Raw genomic sequence first — 16961 nt, forward strand, 5'->3', positions numbered from 1 at the left:
TTAGGCTCCCTGAAACTCTCAGATTACAAATCGGTTCTGGTTACTGCGTGGGTGAGGATCAGGCGTATTTCGCCTGAACCTCCTGCGCGACCGCAGCCGGAACCTGTTCATAGTGGTCGAACTGCATGGTGTAGTTGGCGCGGCCCTGGCTGAACGACCGGAGCTGGTTCACGTAACCAAACATGTTAGCCAGCGGGACCATGGCGTTAACGACAACAGCGTTGCCGCGCATGTCCTGACCCTGGATCTGGCCACGACGGGAGTTCAGGTCACCAATAACCGAACCCGTGTAGTCCTCAGGAGTCACCACCTCGACCTTCATGACCGGCTCGAGCAGCACCGCGCCACCCTTCTGCAGGGCTTCGCGAAGCGCAGCGCGCGAGGCGATTTCGAAGGCCAGAGCCGACGAGTCGACTTCGTGGTAGGCGCCGTCGATCAGCGTCACCTTGACGTCAACCACCGGGAAGCCGGCGAGCACGCCCGAGGTCATGACGCTGTTGAGGCCCTTTTCGACGCCCGGGATGTACTCCTTGGGCACCGAACCGCCGACAACCTTCGACTCGAACTCAAAGCCCTTGCCCGCCTCATTCGGCTCGACAATGAACTTGACGCGAGCGAACTGGCCGGTGCCGCCGGTCTGCTTCTTGTGGGTGTAGTCGATCTCGTGCGACCGGGTGATGGTCTCACGATACGCCACCTGCGGCGCGCCAACATTGGCGTCGACCTTGTAGGTGCGGCGCAGGATGTCGACCTTGATGTCGAGGTGAAGCTCGCCCATGCCGCGCAGAATGGTCTGGCCCGACTCCTGGTCGGTCGACACGCGGAACGACGGATCTTCAGCAGCCAGCTTGCCAAGCGCCAGACCAAGCTTCTCCTGGTCAGCCTTCGACTTCGGCTCGATGGCGATGGTGATCACCGGCTCCGGGAATTCCATCTGCTCAAGGATGATCGGCTTCAGCGGGTCGCAGAGCGTATCGCCGGTCCGGGTGTCCTTGAGGCCAGCGAGAGCGACGATGTCGCCAGCGTAGGCTTCCTTGATGTCTTCGCGGTTGTTGGCGTGCATCAGCAGCATGCGGCCGACGCGTTCCTTCTTGTCGCGGGTCGAGTTGGCGACGCCCTGACCGGACTCCACCTTGCCCGAATACACGCGGCAGAAGGTGATGGTGCCGACGAAGGGGTCGTCCATGATTTTGAACGCGAGCATGGAGAACGGGTCGCTGTCGCTCGGCTTGCGCTGGGCCGGCTCTTCCGAGTCAGGCAGCACGCCGTCGATGGCTTCACGGTCGGCAGGCGACGGCAGATAGTCGACAACGGCGTCGAGCAGCGGCTGCACGCCCTTGTTCTTGAACGCCGAGCCACACATCACCGGATGGAAGGCGCGCAGCGCCACAGCCTTGCGGAGCAGAACCTTGATCAGCTCTGCGTCCGGCTCAACGCCGTCCAGGTAAGCGGCCATGGCGTCGTCATCGAGCTCGACGCAGGCTTCAACCAGCTTGCTGCGGAACTCAGCAGCCTTGTCAGCCAGGTCAGCCGGGATCTCGCCAACGGCCGGCGGGTGACCAGCGTCGCCATCCCAGGTCAGCGCCTGCATGGTGATCAGGTCAACGACGCCCTGGAAGTCGCTCTCGGCGCCAATCGGGATCTGCAGCGCCACCGGCTTGCCGCCGACGCGGTCGACGATGTCGTCGAGGCAGCGGTAGAAGTCGGCGCCGATCTTGTCCATCTTGTTGACGAACACGATGCGCGGCACGTCGTACTTGTCAGCCTGACGCCACACGGTCTCGGTCTGCGGCTCGACGCCCTGGTTGCCGTCCAGCACGCAAACAGCGCCGTCCAGCACGCGCAGCGAACGCTCGACCTCAATGGTGAAGTCGACGTGGCCGGGGGTGTCGATGATGTTCAGGCGCTTGCCGCGCCAGAAGCACGTCGTCGCAGCCGACGTGATGGTGATGCCGCGCTCCTGCTCCTGGGCCATGAAGTCCATGGTCGCGGCGCCGTCGTGCGTCTCGCCGATACGATGGTTCTTGCCCGTGAAGTACAGGATGCGTTCGGTCGTGGTCGTCTTGCCGGCATCGATGTGGGCCATGATGCCGAAGTTACGATAGTCTTCGATAGCGTGAGTGCGAGCCATTGCCGTCTCTCCGAAGCCGTACGCGCGTTACCAGCGATAGTGCGAGAACGCACGGTTCGCTTCGGCCATACGATGGGTGTCTTCACGCTTCTTGACAGCGTTGCCGCGGTTGTTCGACGCATCGAGCAGCTCAGCCGACAGGCGATCCACCATGGTGCGGTCGTTGCGGTTGCGGGCAGCCTGGATCAGCCAGCGAATGGCCAGAGCCTGACGGCGCTCCGTGCGAACCTCGACCGGAACCTGATAGGTGGCGCCGCCGACGCGACGCGAACGCACTTCGATGGCCGGCGCGACGTTCTCAAGAGCGGTCTTGAAAACCTCAAGCGGGTCAGCCTTGGCGCGCGCCTCGATGATGTCGAATGCGCCGTAAACGATCGCTTCAGCCGACGACTTTTTGCCGTCGTACATGATCGAGTTCATGAACTTGGTCACGACCACGTCATGGAACTTGGCGTCTGGAATGATCTCACGCTTCTCGGCGCTGTGACGACGGGACATTTGTTAGCCCTTGCAAATCTTCGCCACCACAACCCACCGGCCGGCGGCGCATCAATTCGGTTGAAAGTGTCGCGGGCGATGCACTCCCCGCGACGCATCAAATTACTTCGGACGCTTGGCGCCGTACTTCGAACGACGCTGCTTGCGGTTCTTGACGCCCTGGGTGTCAAGCACGCCGCGCAGGATGTGGTAGCGCACGCCCGGAAGGTCCTTCACGCGGCCGCCGCGGATCATGACCACGGAGTGCTCCTGAAGGTTGTGACCTTCGCCCGGGATGTAACCGATGACTTCAAAGCCATTGGTCAGACGGACCTTGGCGACCTTACGCAGAGCCGAGTTCGGCTTCTTCGGGGTCGTCGTGTACACGCGGGTGCAAACGCCACGCTTCTGCGGGCAAGCCTGCAGAGCCGGAACCTTGTCGCGAGCCTTCTGCGCAACACGCGGCTTGCGAATGAGCTGACTGATCGTCGGCATCGAGTTCTCTCTTCCGAACGCCGCCGGTTTCCCGCACGGCCACTTAAGTTTCCAGTGTCGCGCACGGACAGACCGAAGCGCAGGCACCGCCAATGGATCGCCCCAACCAGCAGCTCGCATGGGCACGAATCACGCGCAACCAAATACGAAGACGCGCCCTCGGCCCTTTACGGCCTCCGGCGCTGTCATGTGCAGAGGATCGCGTCAGAAACACGATCTTGCCCCAGCAATGGCGACTGACTTGCGTCAGGGGTGCTAAATGAACAGCGTTTAGGCGGCTGGATCCTGGCCTGTCGCCTGGATTCAATATGGCCTACGGCCTGTCGAGTGAGCCCCTTCTAACCAACGAGTCGGGTTTCGTCAACCGGAACCGGGTGTTGCAGGCCGGAGCGGCGGTTAATGTTTCGTTAACCACGCCCATTCCCGGCCAGGCGACAGTGGCCCCCTGCGTGCCCCCTGCCCTGCGCGGCCCGCTGAGCTGCGTCTGGGCCTCCGCGCGTCCCCGGCATGCCTCTGTGGGCTCGGCGCCACAGCCGCCGCAGACCCGTCAGCATACCCATCACGCCAATGAAAAGGGCCGCCAAAGCGGCGGCCCTTCCCTGTTCAATATGTGAACGACTTACTCGCCCGCCGGCAGGATGCCCTGGGGCGGAACCGCAGGGGTCGGCGCCGGACGGCGGTGTTGCGCCAGGATAAGCTCGTCACGACGGGTCGCCACTTCACGTAGCGCCGCGGCGACCGAGCCGGTGCCAGCCGGGATCAGCGAGCCGACGATGACGTTCTCCTTGAGGCCTTCAAGGTTGTCCGACTTGCCGTTGACCGCCGCCTCGGTGAGCACGCGCGTCGTCTCCTGGAACGAGGCAGCCGAGATGAACGACCGCGTCTGCAGCGACGCCTTGGTGATGCCGAGCAGCACCGGATTGCCCGAAGCCGGCTTCTTCCCTTCCTCGATGAGCGCCGTATTGGCCTCATTGAGGTCGAAGCGGTCGACCTGCTCGCCGGTGAGGAACTCGCTGTCGCCTGGCTCGGTGATCTCAACCTTCTGCAGCATCTGGCGAACGATCACCTCGATGTGCTTGTCGTTGATGGTCACGCCCTGCAGACGGTAGACCTCCTGGATTTCATTGACCAAGTAAGCCGCCAGCTCTTCCACGCCCTTAATGGCGAGGATGTCGTGCGGCGCCGGGTTGCCGTCGACCAGGAAGTCGCCGACCTCGACCACGTCGCCGTCCTGAAGGTGGATGTGCTTGCCCTTCGGGATCAGATACTCGACCGCCTCTGAACCGTCATGCGGCTCAAGCGACAGGCGACGCTTGTTCTTGTAGTCGCGGCCGAAGCGAACGGTGCCCGACTTCTCGGCGATGATCGCCGCTTCCTTCGGACGACGCGCCTCGAACAGCTCGGCGACGCGCGGCAGACCACCGGTGATGTCGCGGGTCTTGGCGCTGTCCATCGGAATACGCGCCAGCACGTCGCCGGCCTTGACCGTCGCGCCCGGATCGACGGCGATAATCGCGTCGACCGAGAGCAGCGAACGGGCGTCGGAGCCACGCTGCAGCTTGGCGATCTTGCCGCCCTGCATGATGACCATGGCCGGCTTCAGGTCCGACGTACGGGCGCTGCCGCGCCAGTCGATGACCATACGCTTGGCGATGCCCGTCGACTCGTCGACGGTCTCGGTGAGCGAGGCGCCTTCGACCAGATCCTCATAGGCCACCACGCCGTCGACCTCGGTGAGGACCGGACGGGTGTAAGGATCCCAGTCAGCAATACGCTGGCCGCGCTTGACCGTGTCGCCATCGTCGACCTTGAGGCGGGCGCCGTATTGCACGCGGTGCGCAGCGCGCTCCTCGCCGTCCGGACCCATGATGACGATCGAGATATTGCGCGCCAGCGCAATCAGTTCGCCGTCCGAGTTACGGGCGACGTGGCGGTTACGGATCTTGACCGTGCCCTCGAAATTGGTCTCGAGGAACGAATGGTCAGCGATCTGCGCGGCGCCGCCGATGTGGAAGGTGCGCATGGTCAGCTGGGTGCCCGGCTCGCCGATCGACTGGGCGGCGATGACGCCGACAGCCTCACCCATGTTGACGGTCTCACCACGGGCCAGGTCGCGACCGTAGCAGGTGGCGCACACGCCGTTCTTCGACTGGCAGGTCAGCACCGAGCGGATCTTCACCTGCTGCACATTGGCGGCGTTGATCAGATCGATGTGCTTCTCTTCGACCATCTCGCCCTTGGCGACGAGGACATTACCCTCACCGTCAAACACGTCTTCGGCCACGGTGCGACCCAGCACACGCGACACCAGCGAGGCGACGATCTGGCCGCTGTCGATGATGGCGCGCATGGTGATGCCGTTCTCGGTGCCGCAATCCGGCTCGCGGATCACGGCGTCCTGGGCGACGTCAACCAGACGGCGGGTCAGGTAACCCGAGTTGGCGGTCTTCAGAGCGGTGTCGGCCAGACCCTTACGGGCGCCGTGGGTCGAGTTGAAGTACTCGAGAACGTCGAGGCCTTCCTTGAAGTTCGACACAATGGCGCTCTCGATGATCTCACCCGACGGCTTGGCCATGAGGCCGCGCATGGCGCCGAGCTGCTTCATCTGGGCCGGCGAACCACGGGCGCCGGAGTGCGCCATCATATAGATGGAGTTCACCGGCAGGTCGCGGCCGTTGGCGTCCTTCTTGACGGTCGAAATGCCGACCATCATCTCGGCGGCCAGCTTGTCCGAGCACTTGGCCCAGGCGTCGACGACCTTGTTGTACTTCTCGCCCTGGGTGATCAGGCCGTCCTGGTACTGCTGCTCGTAGTCCTTGACCAGCGTACGGGTCTGCTCAACGATCTCCCATTTGTTCGGCGGCACGACCATGTCGTCCTTGCCGAAGGAGATGCCGGCGCGGCAGGCGTTGGCGAAGCCAAGCGCCATGATGCGGTCGCAGAAGATCACCGATTCCTTCTGGCCGCAGACGCGGTAGACTAGGTCGATCAGACCCTGAATCTCCTTCTTGGTCATCAGCTTGTTGACGACTTCGAAGCCCAGACGGGGATGCTCCGGCAGCACGCGCGACAGCAGCACGCGGCCAGGGGTGGTGTCATAGATGCGGGTGACGCGCTCGCCGTCCTCGCTGAGGCCGGTCCAGCGGTACTTGATTTTGGTGTGCAGGTGCACGACGCGGCTCGACAGCGCGTGCTCCAGCTCGCCGATCTCGCCGTAGACGCCCTGCATCGGATTGCGCGTGGCGCCGGGCTTGAACTCACCGTCCATGCCTTCGGCCATCATCGACATGTAGTACAGGCCGAGCACGATGTCCTGCGACGGCACGATAATCGGCGCGCCGTTGGCAGGGTGCAGGATGTTGTTGGTCGACATCATCAGCACGCGCGCTTCCAGCTGCGCTTCGAGCGACAGCGGAACGTGCACGGCCATCTGGTCGCCGTCGAAGTCAGCGTTGAACGCGGCGCAGACCAGCGGGTGCAGCTGGATGGCCTTGCCCTCGATCAGCACCGGCTCAAACGCCTGAATGCCAAGGCGGTGCAGGGTCGGGGCGCGGTTCAGCATCACCGGATGTTCGCGGATCACCTCGTCGAGGATGTCCCAGACCTCCGGCTTTTCCTTCTCCACCAGCTTCTTGGCCTGCTTCACGGTGGAGGCATGGCCCTTGGCGTCGAGGCGCGCGTAGATGAAGGGCTTGAACAGCTCAAGCGCCATCTTCTTCGGCAGGCCGCACTGGTGCAGCTTCATCTCCGGGCCGACCACGATGACCGAACGGCCAGAATAGTCGACGCGCTTGCCGAGCAGGTTCTGGCGGAAGCGGCCCTGCTTGCCCTTCAGCATGTCGGCGAGCGACTTCAGCGGACGCTTGTTGGCGCCGGTGATGACGCGGCCACGGCGGCCGTTGTCGAACAGCGCGTCAACCGATTCCTGCAGCATGCGCTTTTCGTTCCGGATGATGATGTCCGGAGCGCGCAGCTCGATCAGGCGCTTGAGGCGGTTGTTACGGTTGATGACGCGACGGTACAGGTCGTTGAGGTCCGACGTGGCGAAGCGGCCGCCATCCAGCGGCACCAGCGGACGCAGGTCCGGCGGGATCACCGGCACGACCGTCAGGATCATCCACTCGGGCTTGTTGCCGGAGAGCTGGAAGGCCTCAATGATCTTGAGACGCTTCATCAGCTTCTTGGGCTTCAGCTCCGAAGTGGTGGTGGCGATCTCTTCGCGGATGTCGGCGGAGATCTTCTCCAGATCCATGTCGCGCAGCATGTCGCGAATGGCCTCAGCGCCAATCTTGGCGGTGAAGCTGTCGGCGCCATACTCGTCCTGGGCCCGCAGATAATCATCTTCGGACAAGAGCTGACGGTCCTTGAGCGGCGTGATGCCAGCGTCAAGCACGACATAGGATTCGAAATACAGGATGCGCTCAAGATCCTTGAGCGTCATGTCAAGCAGCAGGCCGATGCGCGACGGCAGCGACTTCAGGAACCAGATGTGCGCGACCGGCGCGGCCAGCTCGATGTGACCCATGCGCTCGCGACGGACGCGGGCCAGCGTCACTTCCACGCCGCACTTCTCGCAGATCACGCCCTTGTACTTCATGCGCTTGTACTTGCCGCACAGGCACTCATAGTCCTTGATCGGACCAAAGATGCGGGCGCAGAACAGGCCGTCACGCTCGGGCTTGAACGTACGATAGTTGATGGTTTCCGGCTTCTTGATCTCGCCGAACGACCAGGAAAGGATTTTTTCCGGGCTGGCGATCGAGATCTTGATCCTGTCGAAGGTCTGCGCCGGCGCCTGGGTGTTGAAGAGATTCATGACCTCTTGATTCATCACCATCTCCTGAAATTCATCCGGAAGGGCGGCCCGTGGCCCTGACCCTTCCCCGGGAGCGCGTGGCTCCGCTGGAAAACTGCGCCCCGGCGAACCGGGGCGCGCGCTGACGCAAACTTACTCGGCGGCCTCTGCCGGCGGGACGCCTTCCGCCTCGGCGTCGATCTGCTTGGAATTGAGCAGTTCGACATTCATGCCGAGCGACCGCATTTCCTTCACGAGCACGTTGAAGCTCTCCGGAATGCCAGCCTCGAAGGTGTCGTCGCCACGCACGATGGCCTCATAGACCTTGGTGCGGCCAGCCACGTCGTCCGACTTGACGGTGAGCATTTCCTGCAGGGTGTACGCCGCGCCATAGGCCTCGAGCGCCCACACCTCCATCTCACCGAAGCGCTGGCCGCCGAACTGGGCCTTGCCGCCCAACGGCTGCTGGGTGACGAGCGAGTACGGACCGATCGAACGGGCGTGGATCTTGTCGTCGACCAGGTGGTGCAGCTTCAGGATGTAGATGTAGCCGACCGTGACCTGACGGTCGAAGGCCTCGCCGGTGCGGCCGTCATAGACGGTCGACTGGCCAGTGCGATTGACGCCTGCCTTCTCCAGCATGGCCTCAATGTCGCTCTCACGCGCGCCATCGAACACCGGAGTCGCCATCGGCACGCCGCGCCGCAGGTTCTCACCCAGCTCAACCAGCTCGTCCTTGTCGAGCTCATTGATCAGCGGGTGGCCCTCATAGACGTCGTTCAGCTTCTCACGCAGTTGCTGCACTTCGCCGTCGCGCAGGTAAGCGTCGACCGTGGCGCCAATCTGCTTGCCGAGACCGGCGGCGGCCCAGCCCAGATGCGTCTCCAGAATCTGGCCGACGTTCATGCGGCTCGGCACGCCCAGCGGGTTGAGCACCACGTCGACGTGGGTGCCGTCCTCAAGGAACGGCATGTCCTCGATCGGCAGGATGCGCGACACCACGCCCTTGTTGCCGTGACGGCCAGCCATCTTGTCGCCTGGCTGGATCTTGCGCTTCACCGCGATGAAGACCTTGACCATCTTCATCACGCCAGGCAGCAGCTCGTCGCCGCGCTGCACCTTCTCGACCTTGTCGAGGAAGCGCTGCTCCAGACGCTTCTTGGACTCGTCGTACTGCTTCCGCATCGCCTCGATCTCGCTCATCAGCTGATCGTTGGCGACGGCGAACTGCCACCACTGCGAGCGCGGGTGCTCTTCGAGCACGGCGCGGGTGATCTCGACGTCCTTCTTCGACCCCTTCGGGCCGGCGATGGCGGCCTGACCGATCAGCACCTCGGCGAGACGGGCGAAGACGTTGCGATCGAGGATCGCCTGCTCGTCGTCACGGTCCTTGGCCAGACGCTCGATCTCTTCGCGCTCGATGGCCTGGGCGCGCTCGTCCTTGTCGACGCCGTGGCGATTGAACACGCGCACTTCGACGATGGTGCCGGTGACGCCCGGCGGCACGCGCAGCGAGGTGTCGCGCACGTCAGAGGCCTTCTCGCCGAAGATGGCGCGCAGCAGCTTCTCTTCCGGCGTCATCGGGCTTTCGCCCTTGGGCGTGATCTTGCCGACCAGAATGTCGCCCGCGTGCACTTCGGCGCCGACGTACACGATGCCGGCTTCGTCGAGGTTCTTCAGCGTCTCTTCCGAAACGTTCGGAATGTCGCGGGTGATTTCTTCCGGACCCAGCTTGGTGTCACGGGCCATCACCTCAAACTCTTCGAGGTGGATCGAGGTGAACACGTCGTCACGCACGATACGCTCGGAGAGCAGGATCGAGTCCTCGAAGTTGTAGCCGTTCCACGGCATGAACGCGACGAGGCAGTTGCGGCCCAGCGCCAGCTCGCCCAGATCCGTCGACGGACCGTCAGCGATGATGTCGCCCTTGCGCACGAAGTCGCCCACCTTCACCAGCGGACGCTGGTTGATGCAGGTGTTCTGGTTCGAACGCTGGAACTTCATCAGGCGGTAGATGTCGACGCCCGAACGGGTCGGGTCGAGATCTTCCGTGGCGCGCACCACGATACGGGTGGCGTCAACCTGGTCGACGATGCCGGTGCGGCGGGCGGCGATGGCCGCGCCCGAGTCACGGGCGACCACGCTTTCCATGCCGGTGCCGACGAACGGCGCATCGGCCTTGACCAGCGGCACCGCCTGGCGCTGCATGTTCGAGCCCATCAGCGCGCGGTTGGCGTCGTCGTTCTCAAGGAACGGGATCAGCGCCGCAGCGACCGAAACCACCTGCTTCGGCGACACGTCCATGAAGTCGACGCGGTCTGGCGGCAGCACGATGACGTCGCCGGAGTGGCGGCAAACCACCAGTTCCTCAGCCAGACGGCCATCGTCGCCGATGACAGCGTTGGCCTGGGCGACGTTGTACTTCGCCTCTTCCATCGCCGACAGATACACGACCTCGTCGGTCACCACGCCATCGCGCACGGCGCGATACGGGGCCTCGATGAAGCCGTATTTGTTGACGCGCGCGAAGGTGGCCAGCGAGTTGATCAGACCGATGTTCGGACCTTCAGGGGTCTCAATCGGGCAAATGCGGCCGTAGTGCGTCGTGTGCACGTCGCGGACTTCGAAGCCCGCGCGCTCGCGGGTCAGACCGCCCGGGCCAAGCGCCGACAGACGACGCTTGTGCGTGACTTCCGACAGCGGGTTGGTCTGGTCCATGAACTGCGACAGCTGCGACGAGCCAAAGAACTCACGCACCGCGGCGGCGGCCGGCTTGGCGTTGATCAGGTCCTGCGGCATCACGGTGTCGATGTCGACCGAGGACATGCGCTCCTTGATGGCGCGCTCCATGCGCAGCAGACCCAGACGATACTGGTTCTCCATCAGCTCGCCGACCGAGCGGACACGGCGGTTGCCGAGGTGGTCGATGTCATCGACCTCGCCCTTGCCGTCGCGCAGGTCGACCAGCGCCTTGACCACGGCCAGCATGTCTTCCTTGCGGAGCGTGCGGGTGGTGTCGGGGCAGTCGAGGTCAAGACGCATGTTCATCTTGACGCGGCCAACGGCGGACAGATCGTAGCGCTCGCTGTCGAAGAACAGCGAGTGGAACATGGCCTCAGCCGCCTCCAGCGTCGGCGGCTCGCCCGGACGCATGACGCGGTAGATGTCGAACAGCGCCTCTTCGCGCGCCGAGTTCTTGTCGACGGCGAGCGTGTTGCGGATGTACGGGCCGATGGTGACGTGGTCGATGTCGAGGATCGGCAGCTCGTCGAAGCCAGCCTCGTCCAGCGCCTTCAGCAGCTTGTCGGTCAGCTCCTCGCCAGCTTCGGCGAAAATCTCGCCGGTCGCCGGATTGACGAGGTCCTCGGCGATATACTGGCCGATGACGTCCTCATCGGTGGCGCGCAGGAACTTGAGGCCCTTCTCGCCCAGCTGGCGGGCGGTGCGCACGGTCAGCTTGCGGCCAGCCTCGATCACCACCTCGCCGGTCTCGGCGTCGATCATGTCGACGGTGGCCTTGAAGCCCTTCATGCGCTCTGCGTCGAAGGGCACGCGCCAGCCGTGCTTGTCCTTCGTGTACATGATCTGCTTGTAGAAGGTCGAGAGGATGCCCTCGCCGTCCAGGCCAAGCGCGTACAGCAGCGACGTCACCGGAATCTTGCGGCGACGGTCGATGCGCGCATAGACGATGTCCTTGGCGTCGAACTCGATGTCGAGCCAGGAACCGCGATACGGAATGATGCGGGCGGCGAACAGCAGCTTGCCCGACGAATGGGTCTTGCCCTTGTCGTGGTCGAAGAACACGCCCGGCGAACGGTGCATCTGCGAGACGATGACGCGCTCGGTCCCGTTGACGATAAAGGTGCCATTGGCCGTCATGAGCGGGATGTCGCCCATGTAGACGTCCTGCTCCTTGATGTCCTTCACCGACTTGGCGCCGGTGTCTTCATCAATATCGAACACGATCAGGCGCAGGGTCACCTTGAGCGGCGCAGCGAAGGTCAGGCCGCGCTGACGGCACTCGTCAACGTCGTACTTCGGCGCTTCGAAGGTGTATTTGACGAACTCGAGCAGCGAGGCGCCGGAAAAATCGCCAATCGGGAAGACCGAGCGGAACACCGCTTCGAGGCCTTCGTCCGGGCGCCCGCCTTCAGGCTCTTCAACCAACAGAAACTGGTCATAGGACGCCTTTTGAACCTCGATGAGGTTCGGCATCTCCGCGACTTCGGTGATATGACCAAAGAACTTGCGGAGGCGTTTCCTGCTGGTGTTGGTCTGAGCCATGTGGTCCCTCACCATTCAGACGACCGTGGCGGTCTGCAGCGCGCGGAGCGCGGGCGACCAGGCCAGGCGCGGCGCCATTGGCGCCAGAAATCCTGTAAGCGGCGACGCCGCGGGCCAAATCCGGCCTTATGCCGGAGACGGCTTGACGGCCCCGGAGGAATCCTCCGGGACCGCCTGTATGCATGATCGGGCGGCTGCGAGGCGCAACCGCAAACCTGATCAGGTGAGCTCGACCTTGGCGCCAGCCTTCTCAAGCTGTTCCTTGATCTTGTTGGCTTCGTCCTTGGCGACACCTTCCTTGAGGGTCTTCGGAGCGCCTTCGACCAGGTCCTTGGCTTCCTTCAGGCCCAGGCCGGTGAGGGCGCGGACTTCCTTGATGACCTCAATCTTCTTGTCGCCAGCCGAAGCCAGGACAACGTTGAACTCGGTCTTCTCTTCAGCAGCAGCAGCGGCGGCGGCCGGAGCAGCGGCGACAGCCACGGCGGCGGCGGCGGAAACGCCCCACTTCTCTTCGAGAAGCTTGGCCAGCTCAGCGGCCTCGAGAACGGTCAGAGCCGACAGGTCGTCGACGAGTTTAGCCAGATCAGCCATGATTAACTTTCCTGAAATTGTTCGAACTTTGACAGGGTCTTAAAGACCTCAAGCCGCGTCTTTGTTGGCATAGGCCCCAAACACACGCGCCAGCTTTGCGGCCGGAGCGGTCGAGAGCTGCGCGATCTTGGTCGCCGGAGCCTGGACCAGGCCGATCAGCGTACCACGCAGTTCGTCGAGCGACGGCAGCGAGGCCAGAGCCTTCACACCGTCTGCGTTGAGGGAAGTGACGCCCATCGCGCCGCCAAGGACCTTGAACTTGTCGTTGGTCTTGGCGAACTCGGTAGCCACCTTCGGCGCCGCCACCGGATCACTGCTGTAAGCCAGCAGGGTCGGCCCCTTCAGAAGGGGAGCGATGGAAGCGACGTCCTTGCCTTCGAGAGCGATCTTGGCGATGCGGTTTTTCGCGACCTTAACGGTTGCGCCGGCCTGCTTCATCTCCTTGCGGAGCTTCTGCATGTCAGCGACCGAAAGGCCCGCGTAGTGGGCCACGACCACAACGCCCGTGTTCGCGAACACGTCGTTGAGAGACGCGACGAGGTCAGCTTTTGCTGCTCTGTCCACTGGGCTCTCTCCGGTTGGCGAAATGGATAATTCCAGATCGCCGGCTGCACATGTCGCCTGCGCCCCTGATCGGAAACGCGGCGACGCTCGCAAGCCCTGTCCCCAGCACGCTGCCCTTGGGCTGCGCCTGGTGCTCGAGGTTCGAACCGTTACGCTGGCTGACGCTGCGGCAAACGCAGCAGATACCCAGAAATTTCGGTCAGACCCGTCTGTGCTGGCCTCAAATGAAATTAAGCGTTGCGGATACCCGCGCGGCGCCTGCAGTCTCGGACAGGACATATGGCCAGCCCGGCAGAAGGGTCATCCTGCCGTTCCAGCCACAACCACCCTTGTGGGGCGGATTTCAGTGAACGCCCGGGCGAATCTGCCTCGGACATCCATGTTGTCGTAGCGGGTTAGATAGTCCTTCCGCGGCCATTTGCCAAGTGGAACCTGCCAGGGCAGGTCCCACATGGCGGCTGTTGCGGGCAGGCTAGCCGCCTTGATTTACGCAGCGGTCGTGGCGCTGGCCAGCTCGACGCGCAGGCCCGGACCCATGGTGGAGGAGACCGCGACGCGCTGGATGTAAGTGCCCTTGGCGCCTGTCGGGCGCGCCTTGGCGACGGCGTCAACGAAGGCGCGGATGTTCTCGACCAGCTTGGCGTCGTCGAACGAGGCCTTGCCGACGCCAGCATGGATGATGCCAGCCTTCTCGACGCGGAACTCGACAGCGCCGCCCTTGGCTGCGCCAACGGCGCCAGCGACGTCCATGGTCACGGTGCCGACGCGCGGGTTCGGCATCAGGCCGCGCGGGCCAAGCACCTTACCGAGACGACCGACCAGACCCATCATGTCCGGGGTGGCGATGCAGCGGTCGAAATTGATGTTGCCGCCCTGGATCTGCTCGAGCAGGTCCTCGGCGCCCACCACGTCTGCGCCAGCAGCCTTGGCCTCATCAGCCTTGGCGCCACGTGCGAACACGGCGACGCGCACGGTGCGGCCCGAGCCGTTCGGCAGGTTGCAGACGCCACGGACCATCTGGTCGGCGTGACGCGGGTCAACGCCGAGGTTCATCGAGATCTCAACGGTCTCGTCGAACTTGGCGCTGGCGCGGGCCTTGAGCTGCTTGACAGCGTCCTCAAGGGTGAACACGGAGTTGCGGTCCAGACCTTCACGGCTGGCGGCGACGCGCTTGGAAATACGGGCCATGCTCTATCTCCCTCAGGCGACGACTTCGACGCCCATGGACCGGGCCGAGCCACGGATCATGGACATGGCGGCTTCAACGCTGTCGCAGTTGAGGTCGACCATCTTCTTCTCGGCGATCTCACGGATCTGGGCTTCGGTCACCTTGGCGACGGCGGCGCCCTTGCCCGGGGTCTTCGAGCCGGAAGCAGGCTTCTTGCCGATCTTCAGATTGGCGGCCTTCTTGAGGAAGAACGTCACCGGCGGCTGCTTCATCTCGAAGGTGAAGGAGCGGTCAGCGAACGCGGTGATGATCACCGGGATCGGGGTGCCCTTCTCAATCTGCGCGGTCTTCGCATTGAAGGCCTTGCAGAACTCCATGATGTTCAGACCGCGCTGACCGAGCGCAGGACCGATCGGCGGCGACGGGTTCGCGGCGCCGGCAGGCACCTCGAGCTTGATGTAGCCAACTACTTTTTTAGCCATAACTGCTCCAGAAACAAAAGCGCCCGGCGCATCAGGCGAAATCGCCTGGCGTCCGGGTTCTGCGCAGACCGCGGTGCGCCACGAACTCCGGCTGGCGACCGGCGTGACTCCCACGGCGTTTGAGAAGCGCGTTGGTTAAAGCCCAAACGCGATTCTGTCAACGCCCCAGCGTGCTCGCGCAAGACCGGCGCCGCAGGCCGCGCCACGGCGTGGCCTTGACCTTGGCCTTGACCTTGCGCGTGGCGCCCCCCGGGACATCGACATGCAAACGCCGCGTTCGCAGGCGAACGCGGCGTTTCATTACCCCCTGCCCTCCCCAACCGGAAGGGCGACGGGTTCAGACCTTTTCGACCTGGGCGAACTCGAGGTCGACTGGCGTGGCGCGACCGAAGATCGACACCGCGACCTTGAGGCGCGAGCGGGCCTCGTCGACTTCCTCGACAACGCCGCTGAACGAGGCGAACGGACCATCGGAGACCTTGACGGTCTCGCCAACCTCGAAGCTGACGGAGGGCTTCGGCCGCTCGACGCCATCCTGGACCTGGCCCTTGATGCGCATGGCCTCGGCTTCCGAGATCGGCATCGGCTTCTGGTCCTGGCCAAGGAAGCCGGTGACCTTCGGGGTGTTCTTGATCAAATAGTGCACTTCGTCGGTGAGGTCGCATTTCACCAGCACGTAGCCGGGGAAAAACTTGCGCTCGGCCTCGACCTTGCGGCCACGGCGCACCTCAACGACCTTCTCGGTCGGCACCAGCACTTCTTCGAACTTGTCCTCAAGCCCCCGCTGCGCGATCTGGTCGCGGATCGACTGGGCCACCTTGTTCTCAAAGTTCGAATAGGCGTGAACGATGTACCAGCGCATGGCCATGTCATGCCCTCCTTAGCGACCGATGCCGATGATCAGGCTGACGGCGAAGCGGATGACCTGATCGGCTGCGACGAAGAAGATCGCAGCGATGATCACCATCACAAACACCATGGCCGTGGTGATCATTGTCTCCTTGCGGGTCGGCCAGGTGACCTTCGAGGCCTCCTTGCCAACCTGCTGGATAAATTCAACAGGGCTAGTCTTCGCCATTATCTGCCGGCGCCGCCAGTGCGGCCCGCTCCTCGGTGCAAGAGTGCCAGGCAAGAATGCCAGTGCAAGGGTGCCAGACCACATGGGTCCGGAATTGTTACGACATAGGGACGATCTGCCCCCCCTGCGTCAAGCCCCTCCTTGCAGGAGCAACACAGGACGGGCGCCCCAGGGGCCATGGCCGCTGCGTCAGTGAAACGCCGCATCCGCTTGCGCCCCGGCGCCTGCCGTCAGCCGCCGGCGCCAGAATCAGCAACCCCAGCCACACTCATGTCGCATGAAGCTCAAACTGGATGAAGCAGAAACAGGCTGACGCTGAAGGCGCCGACGAAGGGCGCTGGCGCTGCCGTCGGTCGAAGCGCTAACCGGCGGGGCACAAAGCCAGCGATCTGCATGGCGGGCTACTGCCACGCGAACGCCACCGCGGGCCCAAACGCAAAAAACCTGCCAGCGGCGGAACCGCTGGCAGGAGTGGAGGGACTCGAACCCCCAACCCCCGGTTTTGGAGACCGGTGCTCTAGCCGATTGAGCTACACTCCTAGCGGCGAGAAACGCGCACAGCGCGTCTTGCGTGAGCGCTACATGCACCAATGCGCCGGGGCTTGCAAGGCCCCTGCCGCAGCGTTGAAACACCGCGCTCCGGTTTTCCCCAGCCGCGACGATCATGGCGGGCGGCCAGCCCTGGGCCGCGCGCCGCATGGCCGTTGCGCCTTGCGCGTCTGGGCCGCGGGCGCGACGACAGTTGCGCGTCCGCAGTAGAGGCAACCAGCCATGACGCCATCATTGGCGCCCCCTCCCCGTCGAAGACGCCGGGCCGACGGTCCCGCAAAGCAAAACGGCGTCGCCCGAAGGCGACGCCGCTGAAGTTGACGCTGTGGCCGCTGGGGCCAGGCGTT

At 63.8% G+C, this 16961-nt stretch carries 11 protein-coding genes and 1 tRNA gene; all 12 read right to left on the reverse strand.

The genetic code is table 11. The annotated features are described in order from the left end of the window. Positions 1 to 58: 58 nt before the first annotated feature. Positions 59 to 2131, reverse strand: a complete 2073-nt coding sequence (gene fusA, locus AC6A67_RS16920) for an elongation factor G (RefSeq protein WP_498037737.1) — start codon at positions 2129 to 2131, stop codon at positions 59 to 61. A gap of 27 nt (positions 2132 to 2158) precedes the next feature. Next, the gene (rpsG, locus tag AC6A67_RS16925; protein WP_498037738.1) at positions 2159 to 2629 is read right to left on the reverse strand and encodes a 30S ribosomal protein S7; all 471 of its coding nucleotides are present in this window, start codon (positions 2627 to 2629) and stop codon (positions 2159 to 2161) included. A gap of 102 nt (positions 2630 to 2731) precedes the next feature. Continuing rightward, positions 2732 to 3103, reverse strand: a complete 372-nt coding sequence (rpsL, locus tag AC6A67_RS16930; protein ID WP_132010708.1) for a 30S ribosomal protein S12 — start codon at positions 3101 to 3103, stop codon at positions 2732 to 2734. A 619-nt stretch (positions 3104 to 3722) separates the two neighbouring features. After that, positions 3723 to 7934 carry a DNA-directed RNA polymerase subunit beta' gene (rpoC, locus tag AC6A67_RS16935; RefSeq protein WP_498037739.1) on the reverse strand — a complete coding sequence of 1404 codons (4212 nt, stop codon included), beginning with the start codon at positions 7932 to 7934 and terminating at the stop codon, positions 3723 to 3725. 117 nt (positions 7935 to 8051) lie between these two features. Then, positions 8052 to 12182: a DNA-directed RNA polymerase subunit beta gene (gene rpoB / locus AC6A67_RS16940; RefSeq protein WP_498037740.1), complete on the reverse strand. Its 4131-nt coding sequence runs from the start codon at positions 12180 to 12182 to the stop codon at positions 8052 to 8054. Between the two features lie 219 nt (positions 12183 to 12401). Then, positions 12402 to 12773: a 50S ribosomal protein L7/L12 gene (gene rplL / locus AC6A67_RS16945; protein WP_498037741.1), complete on the reverse strand. Its 372-nt coding sequence runs from the start codon at positions 12771 to 12773 to the stop codon at positions 12402 to 12404. A gap of 48 nt (positions 12774 to 12821) precedes the next feature. After that, positions 12822 to 13337 (reverse strand): 50S ribosomal protein L10, encoded by a 516-nt coding sequence (rplJ, locus tag AC6A67_RS16950; RefSeq protein WP_498037742.1) that lies wholly within the window; start codon positions 13335 to 13337, stop codon positions 12822 to 12824. A gap of 486 nt (positions 13338 to 13823) precedes the next feature. Further along, a complete protein-coding gene (rplA, locus tag AC6A67_RS16955) occupies positions 13824 to 14525 on the reverse strand; it encodes a 50S ribosomal protein L1 (RefSeq protein WP_498037743.1) in 702 nt (233 codons plus the stop codon). 12 nt (positions 14526 to 14537) lie between these two features. Then, a complete protein-coding gene (rplK, locus tag AC6A67_RS16960) occupies positions 14538 to 14987 on the reverse strand; it encodes a 50S ribosomal protein L11 (protein ID WP_498037744.1) in 450 nt (149 codons plus the stop codon). A gap of 337 nt (positions 14988 to 15324) precedes the next feature. After that, positions 15325 to 15855 (reverse strand): transcription termination/antitermination protein NusG, encoded by a 531-nt coding sequence (gene nusG / locus AC6A67_RS16965; RefSeq protein WP_498037745.1) that lies wholly within the window; start codon positions 15853 to 15855, stop codon positions 15325 to 15327. A gap of 12 nt (positions 15856 to 15867) precedes the next feature. Then, entirely contained in the window at positions 15868 to 16065 is a 198-nt protein-coding gene (secE, locus tag AC6A67_RS16970) for a preprotein translocase subunit SecE (RefSeq protein ID WP_498037746.1), read from the reverse strand. A gap of 463 nt (positions 16066 to 16528) precedes the next feature. Beyond that, positions 16529 to 16605: transfer RNA gene (locus AC6A67_RS16975), tRNA-Trp, on the reverse strand. Positions 16606 to 16961: the final 356 nt, after the last annotated feature.

This window comes from Camelimonas sp. FR25 (genome assembly GCF_059740505.1).

Bases quoted from the DNA above. Each gene is read 5' to 3' on its own strand.
- fusA (WP_498037737.1), bottom strand. From the start codon at position 2,131: ATGGCTCGCACTCACGCTATCGAAGACTATCGTAACTTCGGCATCATG.
- rpsG (WP_498037738.1), bottom strand. From the start codon at position 2,629: ATGTCCCGTCGTCACAGCGCCGAGAAGCGTGAGATCATTCCAGACGCC.
- rpsL (WP_132010708.1), bottom strand. From the start codon at position 3,103: ATGCCGACGATCAGTCAGCTCATTCGCAAGCCGCGTGTTGCGCAGAAG.
- rpoC (WP_498037739.1), bottom strand. From the start codon at position 7,934: ATGAATCAAGAGGTCATGAATCTCTTCAACACCCAGGCGCCGGCGCAG.
- rpoB (WP_498037740.1), bottom strand. From the start codon at position 12,182: ATGGCTCAGACCAACACCAGCAGGAAACGCCTCCGCAAGTTCTTTGGT.
- rplL (WP_498037741.1), bottom strand. From the start codon at position 12,773: ATGGCTGATCTGGCTAAACTCGTCGACGACCTGTCGGCTCTGACCGTT.
- rplA (WP_498037743.1), bottom strand. From the start codon at position 14,525: ATGGCCCGTATTTCCAAGCGCGTCGCCGCCAGCCGTGAAGGTCTGGAC.
- rplK (WP_498037744.1), bottom strand. From the start codon at position 14,987: ATGGCTAAAAAAGTAGTTGGCTACATCAAGCTCGAGGTGCCTGCCGGC.
- nusG (WP_498037745.1), bottom strand. From the start codon at position 15,855: ATGGCCATGCGCTGGTACATCGTTCACGCCTATTCGAACTTTGAGAAC.
- secE (WP_498037746.1), bottom strand. From the start codon at position 16,065: ATGGCGAAGACTAGCCCTGTTGAATTTATCCAGCAGGTTGGCAAGGAG.